General features: G+C 45.2%; 25 protein-coding genes. 1 reads left to right on the forward strand and 24 read right to left on the reverse strand.

Annotation, left to right across the window (positions count from 1 at the left end):
• Positions 1-157: 157 nt before the first annotated feature.
• The 23 genes from ACZF99_RS19215 to ACZF99_RS19325 all read right to left on the reverse strand — a co-directional run bounded on the left by ACZF99_RS19215 (position 158) and on the right by ACZF99_RS19325 (position 19,600).
• Positions 158-2,455: a type IV secretory system conjugative DNA transfer family protein gene (locus ACZF99_RS19215; protein ID WP_127575690.1), complete on the reverse strand. Its 2,298-nt coding sequence runs from the start codon at positions 2,453-2,455 to the stop codon at positions 158-160.
• A 300-nt stretch (positions 2,456-2,755) separates the two neighbouring features.
• Positions 2,756-3,457, reverse strand: a complete 702-nt coding sequence (locus tag ACZF99_RS19220; protein WP_127575628.1) for a hypothetical protein — start codon at positions 3,455-3,457, stop codon at positions 2,756-2,758.
• A 76-nt stretch (positions 3,458-3,533) separates the two neighbouring features.
• Positions 3,534-4,160, reverse strand: a complete 627-nt coding sequence (locus tag ACZF99_RS19225) for a hypothetical protein (RefSeq protein ID WP_127575629.1) — start codon at positions 4,158-4,160, stop codon at positions 3,534-3,536.
• Between the two features lie 436 nt (positions 4,161-4,596).
• Positions 4,597-5,091, reverse strand: coding sequence for a hypothetical protein (locus tag ACZF99_RS19230; RefSeq protein WP_127575630.1), 495 nt, complete (start codon positions 5,089-5,091; stop codon positions 4,597-4,599).
• Positions 5,092-5,521: 430 nt separating this feature from the next.
• On the reverse strand, positions 5,522-6,322 hold the full coding sequence (locus tag ACZF99_RS19235) for an arsenite methyltransferase (RefSeq protein WP_127575631.1): 801 nt from the start codon (positions 6,320-6,322) through the stop codon (positions 5,522-5,524).
• Positions 6,323-6,395: 73 nt separating this feature from the next.
• Positions 6,396-6,740 (reverse strand): ArsR/SmtB family transcription factor, encoded by a 345-nt coding sequence (locus tag ACZF99_RS19240; protein WP_127575691.1) that lies wholly within the window; start codon positions 6,738-6,740, stop codon positions 6,396-6,398.
• 18 nt (positions 6,741-6,758) lie between these two features.
• Positions 6,759-6,932, reverse strand: a complete 174-nt coding sequence (locus ACZF99_RS19245; RefSeq protein ID WP_164744107.1) for a hypothetical protein — start codon at positions 6,930-6,932, stop codon at positions 6,759-6,761.
• 201 nt (positions 6,933-7,133) lie between these two features.
• Positions 7,134-7,631, reverse strand: a complete 498-nt coding sequence (locus ACZF99_RS19250) for a GNAT family N-acetyltransferase (protein WP_371859502.1) — start codon at positions 7,629-7,631, stop codon at positions 7,134-7,136.
• A 72-nt stretch (positions 7,632-7,703) separates the two neighbouring features.
• Positions 7,704-8,153: a MarR family winged helix-turn-helix transcriptional regulator gene (locus tag ACZF99_RS19255; protein ID WP_127575633.1), complete on the reverse strand. Its 450-nt coding sequence runs from the start codon at positions 8,151-8,153 to the stop codon at positions 7,704-7,706.
• Positions 8,154-8,211: 58 nt separating this feature from the next.
• On the reverse strand, positions 8,212-9,270 hold the full coding sequence (locus ACZF99_RS19260; protein WP_127575692.1) for a flavin-containing monooxygenase: 1,059 nt from the start codon (positions 9,268-9,270) through the stop codon (positions 8,212-8,214).
• 219 nt (positions 9,271-9,489) lie between these two features.
• A complete protein-coding gene (locus ACZF99_RS19265; RefSeq protein ID WP_127575634.1) occupies positions 9,490-9,924 on the reverse strand; it encodes a protein-tyrosine phosphatase family protein in 435 nt (144 codons plus the stop codon).
• 27 nt (positions 9,925-9,951) lie between these two features.
• The gene (locus tag ACZF99_RS19270; RefSeq protein WP_127575635.1) at positions 9,952-10,230 is read right to left on the reverse strand and encodes an iron-sulfur cluster biosynthesis family protein; all 279 of its coding nucleotides are present in this window, start codon (positions 10,228-10,230) and stop codon (positions 9,952-9,954) included.
• Between the two features lie 41 nt (positions 10,231-10,271).
• Positions 10,272-12,035, reverse strand: coding sequence for an arsenical pump-driving ATPase (gene arsA, locus ACZF99_RS19275; RefSeq protein ID WP_127575636.1), 1,764 nt, complete (start codon positions 12,033-12,035; stop codon positions 10,272-10,274).
• Positions 12,036-12,054: 19 nt separating this feature from the next.
• A complete protein-coding gene (arsD, locus tag ACZF99_RS19280) occupies positions 12,055-12,414 on the reverse strand; it encodes an arsenite efflux transporter metallochaperone ArsD (protein ID WP_127575637.1) in 360 nt (119 codons plus the stop codon).
• A gap of 61 nt (positions 12,415-12,475) precedes the next feature.
• Complete coding sequence (gene arsC / locus ACZF99_RS19285) at positions 12,476-12,895, reverse strand: arsenate reductase (thioredoxin) (RefSeq protein WP_127575638.1); 420 nt, start codon at positions 12,893-12,895, stop codon at positions 12,476-12,478.
• Between the two features lie 14 nt (positions 12,896-12,909).
• Entirely contained in the window at positions 12,910-13,971 is a 1,062-nt protein-coding gene (gene arsB / locus ACZF99_RS19290; protein WP_323077416.1) for an ACR3 family arsenite efflux transporter, read from the reverse strand.
• A 90-nt stretch (positions 13,972-14,061) separates the two neighbouring features.
• Positions 14,062-14,394, reverse strand: coding sequence for an ArsR/SmtB family transcription factor (locus ACZF99_RS19295; protein ID WP_323077417.1), 333 nt, complete (start codon positions 14,392-14,394; stop codon positions 14,062-14,064).
• 83 nt (positions 14,395-14,477) lie between these two features.
• Entirely contained in the window at positions 14,478-15,176 is a 699-nt protein-coding gene (locus ACZF99_RS19300) for a response regulator transcription factor (RefSeq protein ID WP_164744108.1), read from the reverse strand.
• A gap of 2 nt (positions 15,177-15,178) precedes the next feature.
• Positions 15,179-15,841 (reverse strand): phosphate signaling complex protein PhoU, encoded by a 663-nt coding sequence (gene phoU / locus ACZF99_RS19305; RefSeq protein ID WP_127575642.1) that lies wholly within the window; start codon positions 15,839-15,841, stop codon positions 15,179-15,181.
• A gap of 35 nt (positions 15,842-15,876) precedes the next feature.
• Positions 15,877-16,632, reverse strand: a complete 756-nt coding sequence (gene pstB, locus ACZF99_RS19310) for a phosphate ABC transporter ATP-binding protein PstB (protein WP_127575643.1) — start codon at positions 16,630-16,632, stop codon at positions 15,877-15,879.
• A gap of 15 nt (positions 16,633-16,647) precedes the next feature.
• Positions 16,648-17,532 (reverse strand): phosphate ABC transporter permease PstA, encoded by an 885-nt coding sequence (pstA, locus tag ACZF99_RS19315; protein WP_127575644.1) that lies wholly within the window; start codon positions 17,530-17,532, stop codon positions 16,648-16,650.
• Between the two features lie 2 nt (positions 17,533-17,534).
• Positions 17,535-18,413 (reverse strand): phosphate ABC transporter permease subunit PstC, encoded by an 879-nt coding sequence (gene pstC, locus ACZF99_RS19320; RefSeq protein WP_127575693.1) that lies wholly within the window; start codon positions 18,411-18,413, stop codon positions 17,535-17,537.
• A 188-nt stretch (positions 18,414-18,601) separates the two neighbouring features.
• Complete coding sequence (locus tag ACZF99_RS19325; RefSeq protein WP_372489729.1) at positions 18,602-19,600, reverse strand: PstS family phosphate ABC transporter substrate-binding protein; 999 nt, start codon at positions 19,598-19,600, stop codon at positions 18,602-18,604.
• 252 nt (positions 19,601-19,852) lie between these two features.
• On the opposite strand from ACZF99_RS19325, the gene ACZF99_RS19330 reads away from it, so the two are divergent.
• A complete protein-coding gene (locus ACZF99_RS19330) occupies positions 19,853-20,566 on the forward strand; it encodes a response regulator transcription factor (RefSeq protein WP_164744109.1) in 714 nt (237 codons plus the stop codon).
• Here the strand turns inward: ACZF99_RS19330 and ACZF99_RS19335 are convergent.
• Complete coding sequence (locus ACZF99_RS19335; protein ID WP_127575646.1) at positions 20,563-20,889, reverse strand: ArsR/SmtB family transcription factor; 327 nt, start codon at positions 20,887-20,889, stop codon at positions 20,563-20,565. The two genes, ACZF99_RS19330 and ACZF99_RS19335, sit on opposite strands and share 4 nt — an antisense overlap.
• Positions 20,890-21,103: the final 214 nt, after the last annotated feature.

Here is a 21,103-nt window from a genome sequence, read left to right on the forward strand (position 1 = left end):
TCCTTTCCGCGCAGATGAGAGCAAGTCCGGATCAGCGCGACCGCCGGCTCATGCGCCGGTTGCGGTTTTCGGAGTTGGTTCCATCTAACCCGCTTATCTCCATCTTTATCTCAGACTTGATCTCAGTTTTGATCTCTGACTTTATTAGGCATGAGCCTTACTCCGGCTCATCGCGTCGCCAACCGTTTAGCGGGGACTGCGGTCCTTCTCCGATGTTCATTTCCCGCTCGACCGACTCGATCGACCGGCCATCCTGCTTGTCCGAATGCGCCCATGCTTCCCGGATCCAAGCTTCGTGCTTCACCTGCACAATCTCGTTTTTCACCGTAAATAGCTCAAGACGACCTTCATGTCCTTTCGTGCGTACAATGGCGTGCAGTTCGGCCAGGTTCATCAAATCGGTATTCGTCACCTGGGGTTTCAGCCAACGCGACAATTTGTCCGCATCCGGCCCTCCGAGCTGCAGCAGCATCAGCGTACCGACATTGCCGAGTATCGCCTCCAGAATGCGATCGGATAATTGGGTCAAATACTGGGTGGCCAGAAAGAGTGACAAACCGAACTTGCGATCCTCGGCCAATATTTTCGTCAAGATGTCCGTCGCAAACAAATGGACTTCGTCGGCAAAGAAAAAATGCGCTTTGGACTTATGCTGAGGCCGCTTGCGGCAGGTGAAATGATAGTCGATGAAAAACAGGCTGGCCAGAATCTTCAGTAAATCCGGGACGCAGCCGCTGCCGTCGATGAGCACGATATGGCCCTCGTCCATCGCCCGCCGGGTGTCGATGCTGCTGCGCTCTTGCCCCAGCATCCGCCGCGCGGTCGGGTACGTCGTTAAGGCACCGAGCTTATTCATGATGGGACCGAGATGATCCCCTAAATTTTTGATTTGCGCGAACTCGTCCAGCCAAAAATGGCGCAAATGCAGGTCGAGCTTCGGCAGCAATTTTCTCCGGTAGTTCTCGTTATAGAAAATATCCATAATACCCAGTACCGTTTGCGGCGGCACCGACAACAGACTTAAAACGGCGTTTCGTAAATAATGTTCCGCCCGCGGGCGCGAACCCGGGAACAATTGCTGCAAGGTGGTCACGAACTCCCCGGTCAACGACTCCCGTACATCCGAATGCGCGTCTTGAAACAAGTTGAAGCCGCGCGGCCGTTCGGTAGCCCCGAGCGGAATCAGGTGCAGCTTCGGATACAACTTTTTCGGGATATAACTCAGCAACGTTTCAATTGCCCCGCCGTGCGGGTCGAGAAACGTAAAACCGGGCGCTTGGTCCGACTTCCGCTCCAGATCTTCAACCATACGGGTCATGATCGAGAGCAGCGTAGACGTTTTCCCGGAACCGGTCGTGCCGGCGAGAAACGCATGCTTGAGCATTTGACCCAGCGGCATACGAAGTTCCCGTTCCTGGCCCGGTACGTTGCTTTTCCCGATGTAGAGGCCGTGGTCGAGCCCAGTGGGAGCCGGTACAATTTTTGCATGCATCTTCTCCATATGCGCGGCGGCCGGATCGCCAAAAGCAGGAATGCGCAGCCAGTAGCCCAGTTCCTCCGAAGCGAGCAATAACTGCTTGGATGGCGTTCCCGGTGCGAATACCTGCTTTTTGCCTTTTACCGGCCGCAGGACGATGCCATTACCGCTTCGCATCGATTGCAGCATATCGTTCATCGTTTGCAGTCGCGCTTTGGCCGAAGAGGAACGAATCAGCACGCGAAATCCGGTCCACAGCCCGATTTCATCCTCATCCTGTTTGCTTTGCAGCGTCCGCATCACGTTTTGCTGGTAGGCGGTCAATTCCCGCGGCCGTGATTTAGCCTTTTGGTTCGTGTTCATCTCCCGCCAAATGGACTGTATGGACACCGGCTCATTGGCCGGGGAACGCAGCCAGTTCTCGGCTCTGCGGACACGGCGCTGAAGGAGCCGCTTGCCCGCTGGCGCAAATGCCAGCTCCAGCCACACCTCCTCACCTTCCGCCAGTTCGCCTGCACCCATCGCGGCGATCATTTCGTTCAGCGGATCTTTGCCGGTCGGATGGATACTTGCAACGGAAAGAGCGCCCTTATACGCCGGACGGCCTTCGGCAACGATCACGTTTTTGCCCGAACCAGCGGTAAACACGGGTGTCTCGACCGGAAGCAAATACATTCCGTACACCTGTGTGTGGAACCCGGTACGAAATCCCATCCAGCGAATGTCGGGGACAGAAACGTAGATCCGTACCCGTCCAGCAGGTCCTGCACACTGGATCAGGAAACGAAAATAGAGTTGTCCATACCGAAGACGCTGGAATCGGGGAAGCCCAAGTCCGCTGATATGCCGGGCAAATCGCGTTGCATTGGCAAACTCCATAGGCGTGGCATTAAGGGAGGATTGAATTTCGAACCATAGCGTTCGCTTGTGCTGACCTTGGCCGGGCTCGCACCAGCTTGGAAATAAAAAAGAGAGCATCGCTGCTCCCCTCCCCTCGATCTTCCGCTCCTCAATTGTCGAGATATTGGATGGATCCATCACTCCTTTCCCTTCAGGAACGACCGGTGAGCCCGATCAGCCCTGAAAATGAAAAAGACAGGCCGTCCGGGATGCCCGGGAGCCTGTCCACACCTTTTTGACACTATCAGATTAACAGGATTACGTGACCTTGTCTTGTCCCTTTTCCTGATCATTTTGTGACCTTGGATTGACCTTTGATTTTTGGTAGCTTTAGCCCTCTACTCGAGTCGAATTATGATATTGACTCACTTATCCGACTCAAATAAACCATCTTAATTCTTTTCGAAAGAAAGGAACCCCTTCCGTATTTTCATAATCATAAACCATTAAATAGAGTTTACTAACTTGATTTGCTAACTGAATTATTAGCTGGTCTTTTTCTATTTCTCCCATTTTCAAACCACTAACATCGAGATATGCAGGATATACAGCCGTGGACAAAGATGAACTCTTGATCAAATAGGTAAAAAACTCATTTTCAATAACCTCCCTTTCATCACCTTCTATTTCAAAACACCCTAGCTGGCGATAATCATTCTGAAATTTTCTACCTAGAATAAAGTGGCCAATTTCATTGTTAACCAGTTTTTCTTTAATCATTCTTTCAAAAACTTTATAAGCTATATCTTTGGCGTCATTAACTTGAAGACCGCATGGTTCCCCGTATTTGGTCTTTGTTACAGTAACAGAATCAAAAATCATGCTAAACATTAAAGCTTCATCATCCACTTTATTAGTGATAAAGAAGGAGTAATCTTCTATACTGGAGCTTCCTAGTTCTCTTTGATAAAAATAATGCCTAGCCAGAATCCCTTGAATATTGATCATGTTGATCAGGATTTCTCTTATTTGCTCTTCATCAGTCGTTGAAATAACAGGCAGTTTACGAACAACGAGCTGGTTTGGAGAAAAAAAGGAAGTGTGGTTTTCTTTCATTTCGTTAAAACTAATCTTTTTCATATCCTCACCATTTTCTTTAAAAATGGAAATAGGTGAACTAACTACTTAGTAGTTAATTCACCCAAGTCCTCCCTAATTAATTAGCATTAGCAGTTTCAAAAATAATAGATAGAGGTGCGGGCGATAAAGGGTCTGTCTCTAAAAAGGAGACCGTTAAATCACTGGCCCTTACTCGAACCTTTTCAACATCTGAAGGTATAACAAAATCGTCACCAACTTTTGCTGTACGTAGTCTTGTTGCCGTAAAAGTTGAATTTACATCTTTATCGAGGTATGTGGCAGGTGAAAGTACAGAAGTATTTGTAACAGTAAAATTCCCTTTTAACCCTTTCAACCAATCACCTGTTACAACCATCGTATAAAACAATTCATATTTGTTTGTACCAACATAGTTGTACAAACTCATAGTTAATCCTCCAAAGACAACATCACTAGCGGTAATTGAGCTATTAGGTTTTACTAAAGGAATAGTTGCATGGAAGTTGCCGTTTGCATCACGTTGCAGGACAACTCCATCTTCCTGAAATTGGGCAGGAAGCATTTCTTGTAATGGTACTGTTGTTATCTTTGCCTCTTTACCAGCCACTTGCTCTTCATAAACTGTACCGGCAACTTGAGTGGTTTCACCCATACCATATGCGCTTGTCGCAATAGATACTACGAGCATAATACAAAACAAAGCAGACGAGAATATCTTCTTCATTTAGATTCGAAACCCTCCCATTTTTTGAAGGCTGGCCAGCGATCAATTATTATTTTGTAACAATTCCATTATATCCCAATATATCAAGTTTTGTTATAACATAAATACAATTATTTCGAATATTCTATGTCATTATCCAAATATAGAATATATTTCATAAAAACATCTAGATAGTGATAAGTTATATAATATGTTAATTCTAGTGAGTTTAACTCTTTCTGAGAAAATAGGCAAATCGGGTGAAGATTGACCCGACTCATGGCAATCATTTAGCAAGTTCCAACGGACGACAGAGCCCTGATCCACCACAAGCGGAAAGCCTAACCGTTCGTCTGAAGAGCACCAGTATTGAACTTACCACCGGATTGCCAACCGCTACCATAATTCAAGGAGAACAAGGTTCCTAATCATTTTGTGACCTTCGATTGACCTGACCTTATTCCGCGGAATCGTCCGATGAATCCACATCCGAATTCGCTTCTTTATCATCCACGAATAAAATGGAAGCCTCTCCGCCTACAAAGCGGTAAATGTGACTGAGCAATCGTTTCCGCCGCTTATAGAACATGCGGTGCGTTAAGCCCAGCTTTTCCATGACAAGCATGGAAGGCAGACGGCGCATGTAACGCTCTTCCACAAATTGCTGATCTTCCTCTTGCAAGGAGTGAATCGCGGCTTCCAGCACATCAATCCTCAGTTCCATTAAAGGGATTTCTACATTTTGCAATTGTAAACGGCGGATTATCTCGTTTAATATTGCTTCGTTTTTTTGACCCTTGCCGTAGATCGGGACCAAATCGAATTTTTGTGTAAGCCCCGGGATACGTGACAACTGTTCCCGCATGGACTCCAACTGCGATTTCCAAACCGGTAAAGTGAATAACCAGTTTTCGACGCGAGTGAACGGGATCGGTCGGCTCACTGCCCCCACCCCCGTTGCCGGATACGATGACGAACTCTACCATACCAATCGTGACGCATCAATTGGGCGTAAAAGGCTTGCGAATAGCTGGCTCCACTCCGCTTTTCAGGCTTGTTTGATTGACATTGCGCCGGCAAATTCGGTTTATCCGTCTCGGAAAGAGAAACTTCCCTGAAAGACTGCCCCGCATTAACGACTTCGTGCTTCCCCATCATTTTTGCTCCCTTCAAATTCATGAATGGGCGCGCGCTTGACCTTATTGTACGGGGAAGGTCACGTTTCGGTAAGGCGACTCTTTTTGTACAACCTTTTTACAAAAGGTTGTATATTTTCCTGGAACCCCCATGGGGTATATGCATAAGAATATCAAACAAAAATAGCACCTGCCAACGTGGTTGAAGGTGCTATTCATGGCTTTTGTGCAGTTTCTTAATCCTACTTAAAGTTTAACAGCTTTGATAACGGCCGATTGAATGTAATCCTCCATGCTCGCCCCAGGAACCCAGTCCTGAATGAATTCGCGGGACTCATCTTTCGGCTCAACAACAATATCGTTAAATCCGCTCGATTGAAGCATTTCCCTGACTTCAGCCACGGTGGACGCGCCGGATATGCAGTTTGCTAATGAATCAAGATCACCCCGGATCTCTGCCGGTAATTCCGCTGTCGTCACGATATCCGAGATGGCTAAGCGCCCTCCTGGTTTTAATACCCGGAAAGCTTCACGAAAGACTTGCTCCTTATCGGGAGAAAGATTTATGACACAATTAGAGATGATGACATCGATCGAGTTATCAGCTATCGGGAGATGCTCGATTTCGCCAAGCCGGAATTCAACATTCCGGTAGCCGTTCTTTTGCGCATTGTTGCGGGCACGGCTTACCATCTCTGGTGTCATATCAACACCGTAAACTTTGCCGGTCTCTCCCACTTGCCGGGTAGCCAGAAAACAATCAAAGCCTGCTCCGCTTCCCAAATCCAGAACGACTTCCCCAGGCTGAAGCGATGCGATCGCTTGAGGATTCCCGCAGCCTAGACCAAGGTTTGCCCCTTCCGGAGCCGCTGATAGTTCTTCATTGGAATACCCCAATTTCGCTGAAACTTCATCGGCCGTACCGGAGTATCCGGATGCCGATGTGCTAGCCTGGCAACAACTTGCATTGGAATTGCTTTGGATCGCAATTTGCTTGTATCGGTTTCGTACATGCTGGCGTACATCATCATTCTTTACTTGGCTCATGGAACATCGCTCCTTTTTTAATATATCAATTTTTTTTGATTAAATGTACGGATTAAAAACCCACCATGTGGGCTTATGAACAGCATCCGCTTGAATCGTCCAGTTTGCGGAATATACAGCACAACTCGGGAGATAGCAGTCGGTTAACCTCCGCGTGATTTAACTCATAATAGCTCCAAGTTCCTTTCATTTCTCGGAAGATCAAGCCGGCATCAAGCAAGATTTTCAAGTGATACGACAATTTAGATTGCGGCATATCCACGATTTCTACTAGATCACACACGCATATGCTGCCCTTTTGTGTAAGTTCATACATAATTTGCAGACGCTTTTGATCCGCGAGCGCTTTGAATTTGGCTTCAAACTTGGCAAAATCGATCGTCTCTCCGTCTTGTTCAAGGATGGGAAGTTGTATCATCATGCCCTCTACCTCTCCTTAGCAGCAAGCGGCGCAACAAGCCGCGATCGGCTGCAAGACCACCGACGTCGAATTGTTTTTACTTCCCTTAAGGCTATTGGTATCCAACCACTTCCACGCCTGTCGCGCCCGCTCTTCGATTTCTTTTTGCTGAAATTTCATCAGTTGTTCCATCACGTAATGGTTCATCATCGGACGAACCTCCATTCATCAAAATTTCTTGATGAATAAATCGTAGCATGCAGAGCTGGTAAAATCAAGATTAAATCAAAAATAATTGATTTAATATCGTGATGGTCTCGATAAGCACTACTGCAACGTAACTTTATTGAATCTTAACGTCATCAAACGGCACTGGGGATTTGATGCGAGACGTGAATAGAGCTTTTTTTATTAATTTATCCCCACAACTTCGCTTCGTCTCTCCATAAATAGAACATCTCTCCAAACACCATTCATTTTGCCGATCTTTTCCCGACGACCTACCTTACGAAAACCATGCTTCAAATGAAGAGCTAAACTTGCCGAATTTTCAGGAAATATTCCGGTTTGAATAGTCCAGAACCCTCTATCTTCGGCGATTTCTATCAATCGACCAAGAAGAATATTCCCCACGCCTTTACCGCGTGCATCCTGCTTGACATAGATACTATTCTCTCCGACACCCGAATACACACATCTTGAGGATACAGGGCTCAATGCTGCCCATCCGACGATCTTGTCACCGTCAAGACAAACAATACTGCACTCCAGGTCATGGCTGGAGTACCACTGTTCTTTAGAAGGTGCGTTCATTTCGAAGGTTGCGTTACCTGTCATTATGGCTTCTTCATAGATAGATTTAATGGCTTCCCAGTCTTCACTGGAAACGAGACGAGTTAAGAGCATCATATTCCCTCCACTACTTATTTAGCCATATTATAAATATTATTTTTATCGCAGGTAGTTCGGATTCATAACCGGTCACCCGATTGGGACGGAACAACATTTGTTGGATTTCAACATTGCTTCATTCAACAACTTAATAGAGTGAATTACAGTATCTTTTTCAAAATCGCTCATCTGCGAAAAAATTTCATTCAAATAGTCATTCATTTGTTGATCAATGGTAGCAGCTACGTATTTACCTTCTGTTGTAAGTGAAAGAACAAAAATTCTTCGATCCCCTGGATCGGGAGTCTTCTTTACAAGATTCATTTTAATTAACGTTTGTATTTGACGACTAAATGTCGTAATATCCGTACCTAAAGCTTCCGCTACTTGCTGAATGGACGGATTATGCTGACGATCTATTTCGTAAAGAATGTGACTTTGAACTAAAGTTATGTCGCAACCACCAGCTGAACAACAGTTTTTATTCAAAAAACCAAAACGGCGTGTCATGATTTGAAATAGTTCTCGAACGTTTTCCATTCCACTCACCTCAATTTTATTTATACTTTATACTACTTGTGTTTTTCAAATATATTGTTTATCGACTGTTAAGATGATGCGAAAGCCGTTTCACAACAAACTTCGCATCCGGTCCGACTCCTCTTAATGTTGCGGAAGAGAAAGAGCGTTGTCCCTCGAGTCCCACATAATAAAGTCCAGGGATCTTACTGATACCGGCTTTATGGATTGGCCTTCCTTCTCCATCCAGAGCGCCTATCGCTCGTAGGTAGGGGAATCGCGGCCGATAACCTGTCGCGAAGATGACTGAATCCACCGGTTCTTTTGTCCCGTTTGGCCATACAACTCCATCTTCATAAAAAGAGGTAAACATCGGCTGTTGATCTGGTTTTCCTGCAAGGATACGCTCCTTATACCGTCCCGTATCGTTCACCGCACTTGAACTTGGTGCCGATTTCCCGAATCTCCAAAATGGGAAAGTATCAAAACCAATAATTCTAACCCAAAAATGAATATCCTTCCCCCAAACCTTTTGATTCATAAATTGAACCGGCTGCAAAACAGCGAGAGACGTTTTACTCACCTCAGCCAGTTCAACACCAATTTGTACCGCCGAATTCCCTCGTCCTACCACGACTACTCGCTGATTTCGAAATGAGCCCGGATTTTGGTATTCCGAGGAGTGAAGTGTTCGTCCTCGAAACATCTCCTGACCAGGTATTACCGGCTTGTACGGATTATGAAATGAGCCGTTTGCATTAATGATAGTACGAGCTTGAAACGTATCTCCTGAAGTTGTTTGTATGGTAAATCCATGCTCATCCTTTTTAACCGATTCCACGCGTTGATTCGTTCTTATCGGTAACTGAAATTCCTTCTGATAACTCTGCAGATAACGAATAACTTCATCTCTGGCAGGGTAATGATTTGGATCTCCGGGGAACTTCATCCCGGGCATGGATGAAAATCGAGCTGGCGAGAATAATTTTAGGCTGTCATAATAGTGCGGCCATGAACCGGTTGCTTGGTTATTTGCCTCTAGTATCAGAAAACGTAGCCTTTTCTTTTGCAAATGATATCCTGTGGCCAACCCCGCCTGACCTCCTCCAATCACGATCGTGTCCAGTACATCCATGATGTAAAGCACCTCCATTATATTTGCATTCTACAACTTAAAATAGATAAAAATACCTCTTCATTATTGCGATAAGTCCAAAATACTCGCTTAATAAGTGTAGGGACTATGTATTATATATACTTCATAAATTTGCAATATGCAACTTTTATTTTATTTTGTATGAGTATCTTTTAACAAAAAAAGAAGCCTCCAATATATCAGGCTTCTTTTATTGAATGATTAGTTCCGATTCGGGTATAACGTTCTAAGAGCATCACGCATTTCCGGTTTTATCGCAATTTCAGAACGAATGGACTTGACCAAGCTTTCTGCTTCTGCAACACTGGATGCTTGGCCGAGTTCAAGCATCAATCCGGTAGCTACAGTCCCTGTCCGATTGCGGCCGCCTGAGCAATGAAAATACACTTTCTGATCATGGTCCAATCCTTGTTTAATCGCTTGAATGGCTTCTGCGATCGAAGTTTCTTGTCCGCATGTATCTTCGACAATAGGATAATGATGCCGCATAACACTTTTTGGAAAATCATTTGGCTCCTTACCATCATCCCTTAAGTCATACACATCGGTAATGTCCTCATTCCGCAGCGCTTCCTGCAATCCATCAATTCCACCAATAAATACTTTGCCTTTAACCAGTTCATGGTAATGAGCCATGTTTTCTCTCCTCTCCATATATCAAGCTTAGCAGCAGTTGCTTCCGCCGCTAATCACTAAGCCTGCACCTTCTTCATCTTGTTCAAGATCCAATGTCACTTGGCTTACCAATTCTTCAACTTGAGGATCGATCGCTACCTCAATATTATTGATGCTTTTTACAATATCCGTTTCCTGAGCGTTTTCGAGCGCCAATTGAAAGCTCGGACCGCAGCAACCGCTAGCAAGAACAAATCGCAGCGTCGTGACTCCGGCTTCCTTCATCATTTCTTCAATATAACTTTTGGCTCCATCTGTAATAACCATGACATATCAACCTTTCCAATCTAATTAGATTCCTCATCCAGCTAAGTAGGCTCCGCAATCAGTTTTTTCAACTGCGTATACCCTTTAATTTCCTCAGGCTCCCATGGAATAATCACCGTATGGTGGTTTGACGTTTCATTAATTTCCTGGATCCAGGATTGTTCGGACCGTGCGCGACTTTGCAGGACAGGGTCAGTCGTTCCAACAGCGGCAAAGCTTTGATTAATGACCCACCATTTTGTCGGTATGCCGGCGCGTTTCAAATCATCATTCAATCGAACGGCCTCATAATAAGGAGTAGCTTCAGCCAAAGTGACGATGACCACACTGGTTTCTTTCGAATCCCTCAAACGAGGTAACAACTTTTGAACGGATGGCGGTATCTGACCGGATGAACGCTCAATTTCCTTATGATATTCCTGAGTGGCATCGAGCAGCAACAAGGTATGACCGGTTGGAGCTGTATCGATCACCACGATTTCCTCCCCGCTTCGGTCTACCAATTCAGCAAAGGCTCTGAAAACCGCGATTTCCTCCGTGCACGGTGACCTTAAATCCTCTTCCAAGTATGCGAGTCCATCCTCATCAAGCAAATCCTTGTTTTGATCAATGATTTCCTCCTGGTATTTTTGCACTTCCACCTTGGGATCAATCCGGCTCACCGTGATATATTCAGACTCCTGAATGACAAAATCAAGATGTGCGGCAGGATCTGTCGTACTCAGATGCACCCGGTGACCACGTTCAGCCAGCCCGACGGCAATCGCTGAAGCGACCGTCGTTTTGCCTACCCCGCCTTTTCCCATGGTGAAGACCACGCGGGTTCCGGCCGAATCCAAATCTTGAATGAGTTTTTGAAAGGACGGTATAGATATCTTTTGATGTACCCCTGGAACCGTTTCTGAGACATTGGGCTCAAAGAAATCGCGTAAATTTTGCAGCCCGGTTACATTAAAAGGAGCCATAGGAATTTGGTAAGTCGGAAGCGCTTGGATCACCGGCGGAATTCGCTCCATCGCTTTCAACTGTCTTTCGTAAACCCCTTTAGATACGGGGTCGCCCGGTTTATATTGATTCAGAACACCGTTGATCACGAGATTCTGGTGATGAATACCGATCCCTTTTAATTCAACAGACGCCCGGGCTGCCTCGGTAAGCGGGGATTCGTCCGGTCTGGTGACGATCACCAGCATGGTTTGTTTCTCATCCGTTAAAGTTTGGACCGCTTGCTCATAAACTTTCTTTTGATTTTGCAAGCCGGCAAGCGGGCCTAAACAAGAAGCACCATGTGTGCTCTCATTAAGAAATCCGCTCCAGGCCGTGGGAAGCTGCAGCAGCCGCAACGTATGGCCCGTCGGTGCAGTATCAAACAGAATATAATCGAATCGATCCTTAAGCTCTTGATCCGTCAACAGAGCCGAAAATTCATTAAAGGCAGCAATTTCAACAGTACAAGCACCCGATAACTGCTCCTCCATCGTTGCAATCACCGTGTCGGGCAGTTTACCCCGATACGGATCGACCATGGACGCTTTGTATTCCGCTGCCGCGGTTTCGGGATCCAAATTTGCGGCATACAGGTTATCCACTCCATCTACTTGGACAGGATGATTCGTAAACGCCATGCCAAATACGTCCTGCAAATTCGAAGCTGGGTCCGTGCCGACCAATAACACCCGCTTACCGGAATCGGCTAAAGAAATAGCCGTTGCGCAAGCCGTCGAAGTTTTCCCTACCCCGCCTTTACCAGTAAAGAACAGGTAAGGAGTTAGTGGTATCGACAGTGGATCAAACCGAGTTGGCATCTTCAAATCCTTCTTTCCTTTACGGTTGTACTTTGATTTCCAGACGAACCTTTGGTTTCTTGATGAGTTCATCTTCGGATAGTCCCGTCCAAGCACACAACTCTTCATTGCTTGGATAGTTTCGTTCCTTAACCACTTGTCCGTCCACGATGACAATCGGTAACACATCCGGACCTTTGTCGGAAAGCAACTGCTCCACCAACGAGTTAGCCACAAAAGCTGCAGGTTCACTTGCCAAATTATAACGAGTCACGGTAAATCCTTTTTTGTTCAAATTGTTTACCGCGATGGAAATGCGGATCAACTCAGGATCTACACCAGGGCCGCAAACTCCCGTTGAGCAACACATCGCCGGATCATAGATTTCCATATTTCTCATGAAAAAGCACGCTTCCTTTCCCATAGAAAATAGCCGAGAGTCCTCTCGGCTGTTTTGTTTATTACTCGCCAGTTTCGGCAAACTGTTTGATACGCGCGCCAACTTCATCGCGTACTCTTTGGAACACGGCCCATTTCTCTTCGTCCGTGCCTTGCGCTTTTGCCGGGTCGTCAAATCCCCAATGCTCGCGTTTTACATGCGGAGGGGTCATCGGGCAGCGATCTGCAGCGTCGCCGCACAAAGTGACGACCATATCGGCATTGTTAAGCAGTTCCATATTAATGATATCCGACGTTTGTGCGGAAATGTCGATGCCTACTTCCTGCATGGCTTTAACGGCATTAGGATTCAGTCCATGGGCCTCAATGCCTGCGCTATATACGTTCCATTGATCACCCAAATATTTTTTGGCCCATCCTTCAGCCATTTGACTGCGGCAAGAGTTCCCTGTGCACAAGAAATAGATCGTTTTCTTTTCCATGATTCATTTCTCCTTTATGGTTGGGTTAGTTCAGCATCAAAATACTTGCGTTTGAAGCGTAAAGCCACATTCACTAATGCGATTAATACCGGCACTTCCACTAGCGGTCCAATAACGGCCGCAAAGGCTACACCCGAATCAAGGCCGAATACGCCGATCGCCACCGCAATGGCAAGTTCGAAATTGTTACTGGCTGCCGTAAACGACAGTGACGTAGCAACGGGATAGGATGTCCCTGATTTTTTGGAAAAGAAGAAGGACACTACGAACATCACCACAAAATAGATGATCATCGGAATCGCAATGCGTACAACGTCCAGAGGCAGCGTTACGATCAGATCCGCTTTTAATGAGAACATGAGAATAATCGTGAACAATAAAGCGAGCAGGGCAAGCGGGCTGATCTTGGGAATTAGCACTTTTTCGTACCATTCCGAACCCTTTAATCGGATCCCAATCACGCGCGTCAATAATCCGGCCAGAAAGGGAATTCCCAAATAAATCAGGACGCTTTCGGCAATTTGCCCCATGGAAATATTCACTTCAGCCCCTTGGACCCCAAACCAGCCGGGCAAGACCGTGATAAACACATAGCTAAATACCGAGTAGAACAGAATTTGAAAGATGGAGTTGAAAGCGACTAACCCTGCGGTGTACTCCGGATCTCCTTTAGCTAAATCACTCCAGACTAGAACCATAGCGATACATCTAGCCAGGCCAATCATGATGAGTCCAATCATGTATTCCGGCAAATCGCTCAAAAACAGGAAGGCCAAGAAAAACATTAAAATCGGACCGATGATCCAGTTTTGCACCAAAGAAAGCAGCAATACCTTCCAATCTTTGAAGACTCGGCCCAGCTTCTCGTATTTCACTTTGGCTAACGGCGGATACATCATAACGATCAGGCCGACCGCAATCGGAATCGAGGTGGTTCCCACTTGCATCCGCGACAATATATCCGCAAAATTAGGAATCAACGTTCCGAGGATCAGTCCAACTCCCATCGCCCCAAAAATCCAAAAGGTCAAATAACGGTCGAGAAAGGACAATCTTTTTGTTGCGCCTTGACTCATTTCAAGTACCTCTCCTTTATTTCTGCCTTAAGAAACCCTTCATATAATATAATTATACACTTATTATTATATAAGTAAATAATAATATGTTTATGATTGTTCACAAGGTTCCCGGCGCTCTTTTAGTTCTAATTTCTCGACTTTATTCTGTACGCTTGGTAATTGCTTTAATGCATAAGCAACAGAAGGTTTATTTTCAATACGCAGAGAATAAAAAACCCATTGTCCTTTTTTGGTCTCGGAAACAAGCCCCCCAGCCTTTAGTTTTCGCATGTGCTGACTCACATTAGGCTGGGACATCTGCAACAGCTCAACAATTTCACAAACGCAGAGATCTTTTTCTTTCAAAAGAGCCAAGATCATTAACCGGTTTCGATCACTCAACAATTTGTATACGTCGGATGCTTCTTGATAAGTGTCCATGATTCCCCTCCTCTTATATTCCCTTCAGACACATGCATCATGAAATAATAATATTATTACTTAATTATATTATCTCCAGCATGTTACTTTAAAGTCAACTTATAACCGACGGAAGGAATCGTCTGGATTTCAATAAACGGAACCGCAGCTTGCAGCTTCTTACGAATGGCCGAAACCAGAAAAATGATTCGATTTGTTTTGTAAACGTAAGTTCCAAAAACAACTTCCTGTAATTGCCGAGTGGAAAATACCGTCCCCGGTTTTTTTAACAGATGAAAGAGCAGCGAAAATTCATCCTTACGGAAGGCGATTCGATGATCCAAATAGGTTATTTCCCATCGTTTAGGGTAAACTTCGATTACACCAAAACGAAACACCTCATCTTCTTGAACGTTGGAAAGAGGATAAAGTACATTCTCGGTTACCCGCCGCATAATGGCATTGATCCGAGCCATCAGTTCGGAGTAGCCAAAAGGTTTAAAAATCACATCCTCCGCTCCCATCGAAAGAGCACGAACAACTTCCTCTTCCTGACTCCAATCACTAAGAAGAATGACAGGAAAATCCCCTATCTTACTCAGCTGCGCCAATGTCTCCAACCCGTTATGAAGCGGACCGCCGACATTGAAAATCACGATTTCGAAGGAAATGGATAAAGCCGCCCGGGGCGCTTCCTTTATATTTTGAGACCACTCTACTCTGTTTCCTTGCCTCGTCAAACTATATCTAAGGAGCCTTCCAACGGTGAGATCCTCATCGATTAAAAGAATGCGAAAACTCATCATTAAGGATTCAGTTCAGGACGATGGCCGTTTACCAGAAAAACTACATTCTCGCCTATATTGGTTGCATGATCAGCAATCCTTTCAATGTAGCGGCAAACAAAAGCCAACATCAAAATTTGGTTCATTTCATAAGGTTTTTCTACGATATAAGAAACAAGCTCCCGAATAATTTGACTGTATAGATGATCAACTTGATCATCGTCCCTGGCCATTTTATAGGCTAAATCCACATTCTCATGAAGATAGGCCTGGATAGAGTCATGAATCATCTTCTTCGTAATTTCACCTAATCGTAATATATCGGCGCGGGAAACTTGCATTAGTTTTTGCTCTTCCATTTGCAGTACAACTTCCGCGATATCTACCGCAAGATCAGCCATACGTTCCAAATCACTTGATATTTTAAACGCAACGAGGATTTTACGCAGATCCTTAGCTACGGGTTGCTGGGTTGCGATCAGTTTGGTCCCTATCTTCATGATTTTCTCTTCCAGCTCATTGATATCGAGATCGTTTTTGATAATCTGGTCGGCGCTGCTTATATCCTGCTGATCCAACGCCTGAATCGCGTCATTTAAAACGGTTTCTGTTTGTTCCCCCATTGTTACCAGCAAGGTTTGAAGCTCCGCAAGTCCTTGATCAAACTCTTTGCGCCTCGTCATTGCTTGATCTCTCCCCTATAATGATAATCTTGGCATCAGCCGAATCTTCCCGAGATGTACTCCTCCGTTCTCTGCATTTTGGGGCTTGAAAACAATCGTTCCGTTTCATCATATTCAACCACTTCACCGTTCAGAAAGAACACCGTTTGATCAGATACTCTGGCAGCCTGATGCATATTGTGAGTCACCATCACAATCGTATACTTTTCCTTCAGTTCATTGACCAGTTCTTCAATTTTCAAGGTTGAAACGGGGTCCAGTGCGGACGTTGCTTCGTCCATGAGCAGAATGGCCGGGTTTACCGCAAGAGCTCTGGCTATACAAAGCCGTTGCTGTTGTCCTCCTGACAGACTATATGCGGAACGTTTCAGGTGATCTTTGACCTCATCCCACAACGCGGCTCCGCGAAGACTTTGTTCCACAATACCATCCAGTTCCGCTTTTTTGGTGATCCCGTGAATTCTTGGACCGTAAGCCACGTTATCATACACTGTTTTCGGAAATGGATTTGGTTGCTGGAACACCATCCCTACCTTCTTGCGAAGCGCTTCGGCATCAAGGTCCCCTTGATACAGATCCACTCCTCCGATCCTGACCGAGCCCTCTATTTTCACATCAGCAATCATATCGTTCATCCGGTTTAACGTACGAAGCAATGTGGATTTGCCGCAGCCGGATGGGCCGATGAAAGCTGTTATTGTATTGGCCTGAATAGGCAAGTTAATGTCCTTTAGCGCGTGATAGGTCCCATAGTGCAGATCAAGGCTTTGGATGTCTATAATGCCACTCATACATGTTTCCCCCGGTTAATTTTTATTTTGGTATTTATTACGAATCAATACTGCGGATAAATTCATCAAAATCAGAAGAGCAAGCAGCACCATAATACCGGCAGCAGCCAACTCGTGGAATTCAACTTGGGGCCTTGCGATCCAATTATAAATTTGGATTGGTATCACGGTGAATTGATCCAGCGGATTATCCGGAAGAAACGCCACGAAGGTTAACGCACCAATCATTACAAGCGGTGCCGTCTCGCCAATCGCTCTTGAAAGAGATAAGATGACGCCGGTCAGTATCCCTGGAATAGCCGAAGGTAGCACAGCCCTCTGCACCGTCTGCCACTTGTTCGCTCCCAGGGCATAAGAGGCGTCTCTTCTGGATCTCGGTACGGCGCGAATAGCTTCCTGTGCAGACACAATGATAATAGGCAATACTAATAAGGCCATCGTTAGCGCTCCGGACAAAATACTACGCCCCATCGCCAGAGGTTCAAATCCGCCGGCCCGGACGAATAGAGTCAAGCCAAGAATGCCATAAACGATGGAAGGCACGCCGGCCAAGGTACTGATATTGATTTGAATCAGTCTAGTCAAACGATTCTTCGGCGCATATTCCTCGAGATAAATTGCTGCCCCTACTCCAAAAATCAGTGCGACCGGAGCCATAATGGCAACCATGTAGGCGGTTCCTACAAGCGCGGATAAGAGTCCGGCTTCCTTAGGACGCCGTGAAGGAAAATTCGTGAAAAATTGCGGCGATAAGGCATGAATGCCATCGATCACAACGTCAACGATCAAGGCCGTCAAGCAGACAATGCCAAATGAGGTGCAGACGATGAACAGCAAATGCAAGTAAAGGTCAGTTTTTCGACGAGCCCGGTTAAGTCTTTGATTCTCCAGCTCAAGCATGACTAATACTCCTCCTTAAAGCGTTTAGCCATATAGTGGGCAAAAATATTAAGCAGGAACGTGATCGCGAATAACGTCATCCCGACCGCAAAAATGGTTCCATACTCGACAGATCCGTGCGGCGTATCTCCAAGACTCACCTGTACGATATAGGCCGTCATGGTTTGAATGCTGTCCAGCGGATTTCCGGTTAATGTTGGGGTGGATCCGGCTGCCACAGTAACGATCATCGTTTCGCCAATCGCTCTGGAGAAGGCCAGTACAAACGAAGCCACGATACCGGATAACGAAGCAGGCACGACAACTCTAAGAGCGACTTCAAGCTTTGTTGACCCTAGAGCATAGGCTCCATCCCTAAGTGAACGCGGAACAGCCAACATAGCGTCTTCGCTAAGCGAAGCAATCATGGGAATGATCATGATCCCTACCACGATACCCGCACTTAATGCGTTGAATACAGGGACATCCTGGCCAACGGTTTCGCGAAACACCCACTGAATCATGGGTGTAACAAAGCTAAGCGCAAAGTATCCATAAACAATGGTGGGTACCCCCGCCAGAACTTCCAAAATGGGCTTGACGATCTTTCGAACCTTGCTTGGGGCGTATTCGCTGAGATAAATCGCACTCGCCAAACCGATAGGCATCGCTACGAGGCAGGCAATAACTGTAATCAGCAGCGTACCGCTTAATAAAGGCAACACACCGAATGATTTGGGTTCAATTAAAGGGGCCCATTTCGTAGAAGTGAAAAATTCTATAGGCGATACAAGCCGAAAAAAATTGATGGTTTCTGACAAAAGCGTGTAGACAATACCGATGGTCGTCAACACGGATACAGATGCAAATAGAAATAACAACTTGGGTATAAACCAATTCATAAGTGATTTTCGTTCATTTCTAAAGGATACGATTGGGTTTGCGGTTTTTGGTTCATGTTCAGCGCCCAAATGGATTACTCTCCTCACTTATAAAAATTCCTTTGGGATAGGGATGAAAATAAATCCCCCTTCAAAGGATAAACATAAAAATGAAGGGGGATGTCCCGTAATGACTATTGGCTTAATAATTATTTCAATTTAGCTTTTGATTCAGCTAACTTATCGTCAGGAAGCGGTACATACCCCACCTCAGTCGCTAATTCACCCGCATGATCAACAAAGAAATTCACGAACTCTTTAACTTCAGGGCGTTCATAAGAGCTCGTTTTAACATAGATGAAAAGTGGACGGCTCAAAGGCGTGTAAGATCCATCTCGAACTGTCTCTACAGTAGGTTCTACAGCGGTACCATCCTCATTAACGATGGCAACCGTACGCAGTTTATCCTGGTTTTCCTCATAATAAGCCAAACCGAAATAACCTAAACCATTCTTGTTTCCGGCAATCCCTTGAACCAGGGCGTTATCATCCTCACTAAATGAAACCTGGTCGTCATTACGGCTTGCCTGGGCTTCACCATTTACAGCTTCCGTAAAATAATCGAATGTTCCGGAATCCGCACCTGGAGAGAAAATGTTGATCTTTTCATTCGGCCACCCCGGTCGAACATCGGACCAGTTAACCACCGTACTTTCCGGTTTGAAAATCGCATTCAATTCTTCCACGGTCACTTGGTCTACCCAATCATTTTGCGGATTGACGATGACAGCCAAACCATCATAAGCAACCATCAATTCGATATATTCAATTCCGGCAGCCTTAGCCGCTTCCGCTTCCTCGTCCTTAATCGGTCTTGAGGCATTACTGATATCGGTCTCACCGGCAATAAATCGTTTAAAACCGCCGCCGGTTCCCGAAACACCAACCGGAACCCGCACGTCGCTGTGCTCTTTACTAAATTCTTCGGCTACAGCTTCTGTTAATGGAAACACGGTGCTGGAACCGTCGATTTCAATTTGACCCGACAGTTTTGTCTCTCCTGCAGAATTCGATGGTGCCGCTGAACTTTGTCCATTCGTTTCCGTGTTACCGGCTCCTTGATTAGCCTGATCATTGGATTGACCGCATGCCGCAAGCATACTCACGGTGGCAGTGATCAGCAAAATCATTAACCCTTTCTTCAACAACAAGACCCTCTCCCATTCAAATATAATTATGTTACGATGTGATCGTATATCTTGAATGTTTGAAGAATGTTCTCGTTTTGTAATCTCTATGTAAAATAGATAGTTTTTGTTCGATTTCCTAAAATATTTTCTAAATTCGTCTTGAATTTCATATAAGATAATGTTTATATAATTATGACATAACATGTTGAAGAAATAAACTGCTAAATGAAGATGATTGGAGAAGCGTTATATGAAAAAGGAGGGAACCCCGTGACTCATAGAGCCCTTATTATCCAGGCTGAAACACTTACCGGTGAGTTCATCGCAAAGAAACTATCCGAGAAAAATTATGTGCCTGAAGTTATTCCTAGTGGAGAACTCGGCCTACACGCCGCGTTGACCGCTCCGTTCGATATTGTTATTCTTGACCTTATCGTAAATGGTGAAAAAAGCGGATTTCAGATTTTGCGAACGATAAGACAAAAGAACAATCGCGTTCCCGTTATTATTTTGTCGGATCAGAATCAGGAAAAGGATATCGTTGAAGCTTTGGAGAGTGGGGCTGACGAGTTTGTAAAGAAGCCGTTTGGAATGGCTGAGTTTATGGCTCGAGTCGAAACCGTGATCCGAAGAACCCATAAAAATAAACGTCCGGAGCAATCAGCCTACTCCAGACGTTATTATCAAATCGGAGAATTAACGATTTCCCCGGATAAATATGAGGTTGAATCAAGCGGACAAATCATTGAGCTAAACCCGAAAGAATTTCAGCTCTTGAATTTTCTTTCCCAACGAGCCGACTTGCCCTTATCGCGTAAAGTTCTTCTCGACTCCATATGGGGAACGGAGTACAAGGGTAGTCCACGAATCGTAAATGTTTATATCAGCTCACTGCGCAAAAAACTTGAACCGCATCAAAACACGATACAAATTAAACGCGTCCAAGGTATCGGTTATAAACTGGTTTTATTGAACCGCAATTAGTCACAAACCGAAGCGGCCGTTTGTTGGTCCAGCCAATCAATCATCGCGGCTTGGGAAGGAATATGATTCAAAACGTCTTTAACATAAGGCTTATCCTCAATCGTCAAGGAGTAATAGGTCCACTTCCCTCTTCTGATTTCGCTTACCAATCCCCCTGCCTTCATTTTACGCAAATGTTGGCTTATGCTTGGTTGTGACATCTGAAGGATATCCACAATGTTGCAAACACAAAGCTCCCTTTCTTTCAATAGTCCCAGGATCGTGAGTCTGGATTTATCTCCTAACAATTTAAAGGTCTCGGCCATTGTATCTAATTTATCCATGAGTGTTCCCCTCCAGAGATGGCGCTATTTTTCAAAAACACATATTTATATAATTGTATTATAATATATAATTTGCAAAAAGTCTTTATATCGTGATTGATTTGTGGCGCTCCCTAACCTCAGTAACGTATTAGCGACCGGACAACGTTTGGGCATTGTGATGGTCTTTCTCTTCTCCTTCCCTGTACTCGACCCGACCATAGTCACATTAATG

This window comes from Paenibacillus sp. JL3B1040 (genome assembly GCF_057063165.1).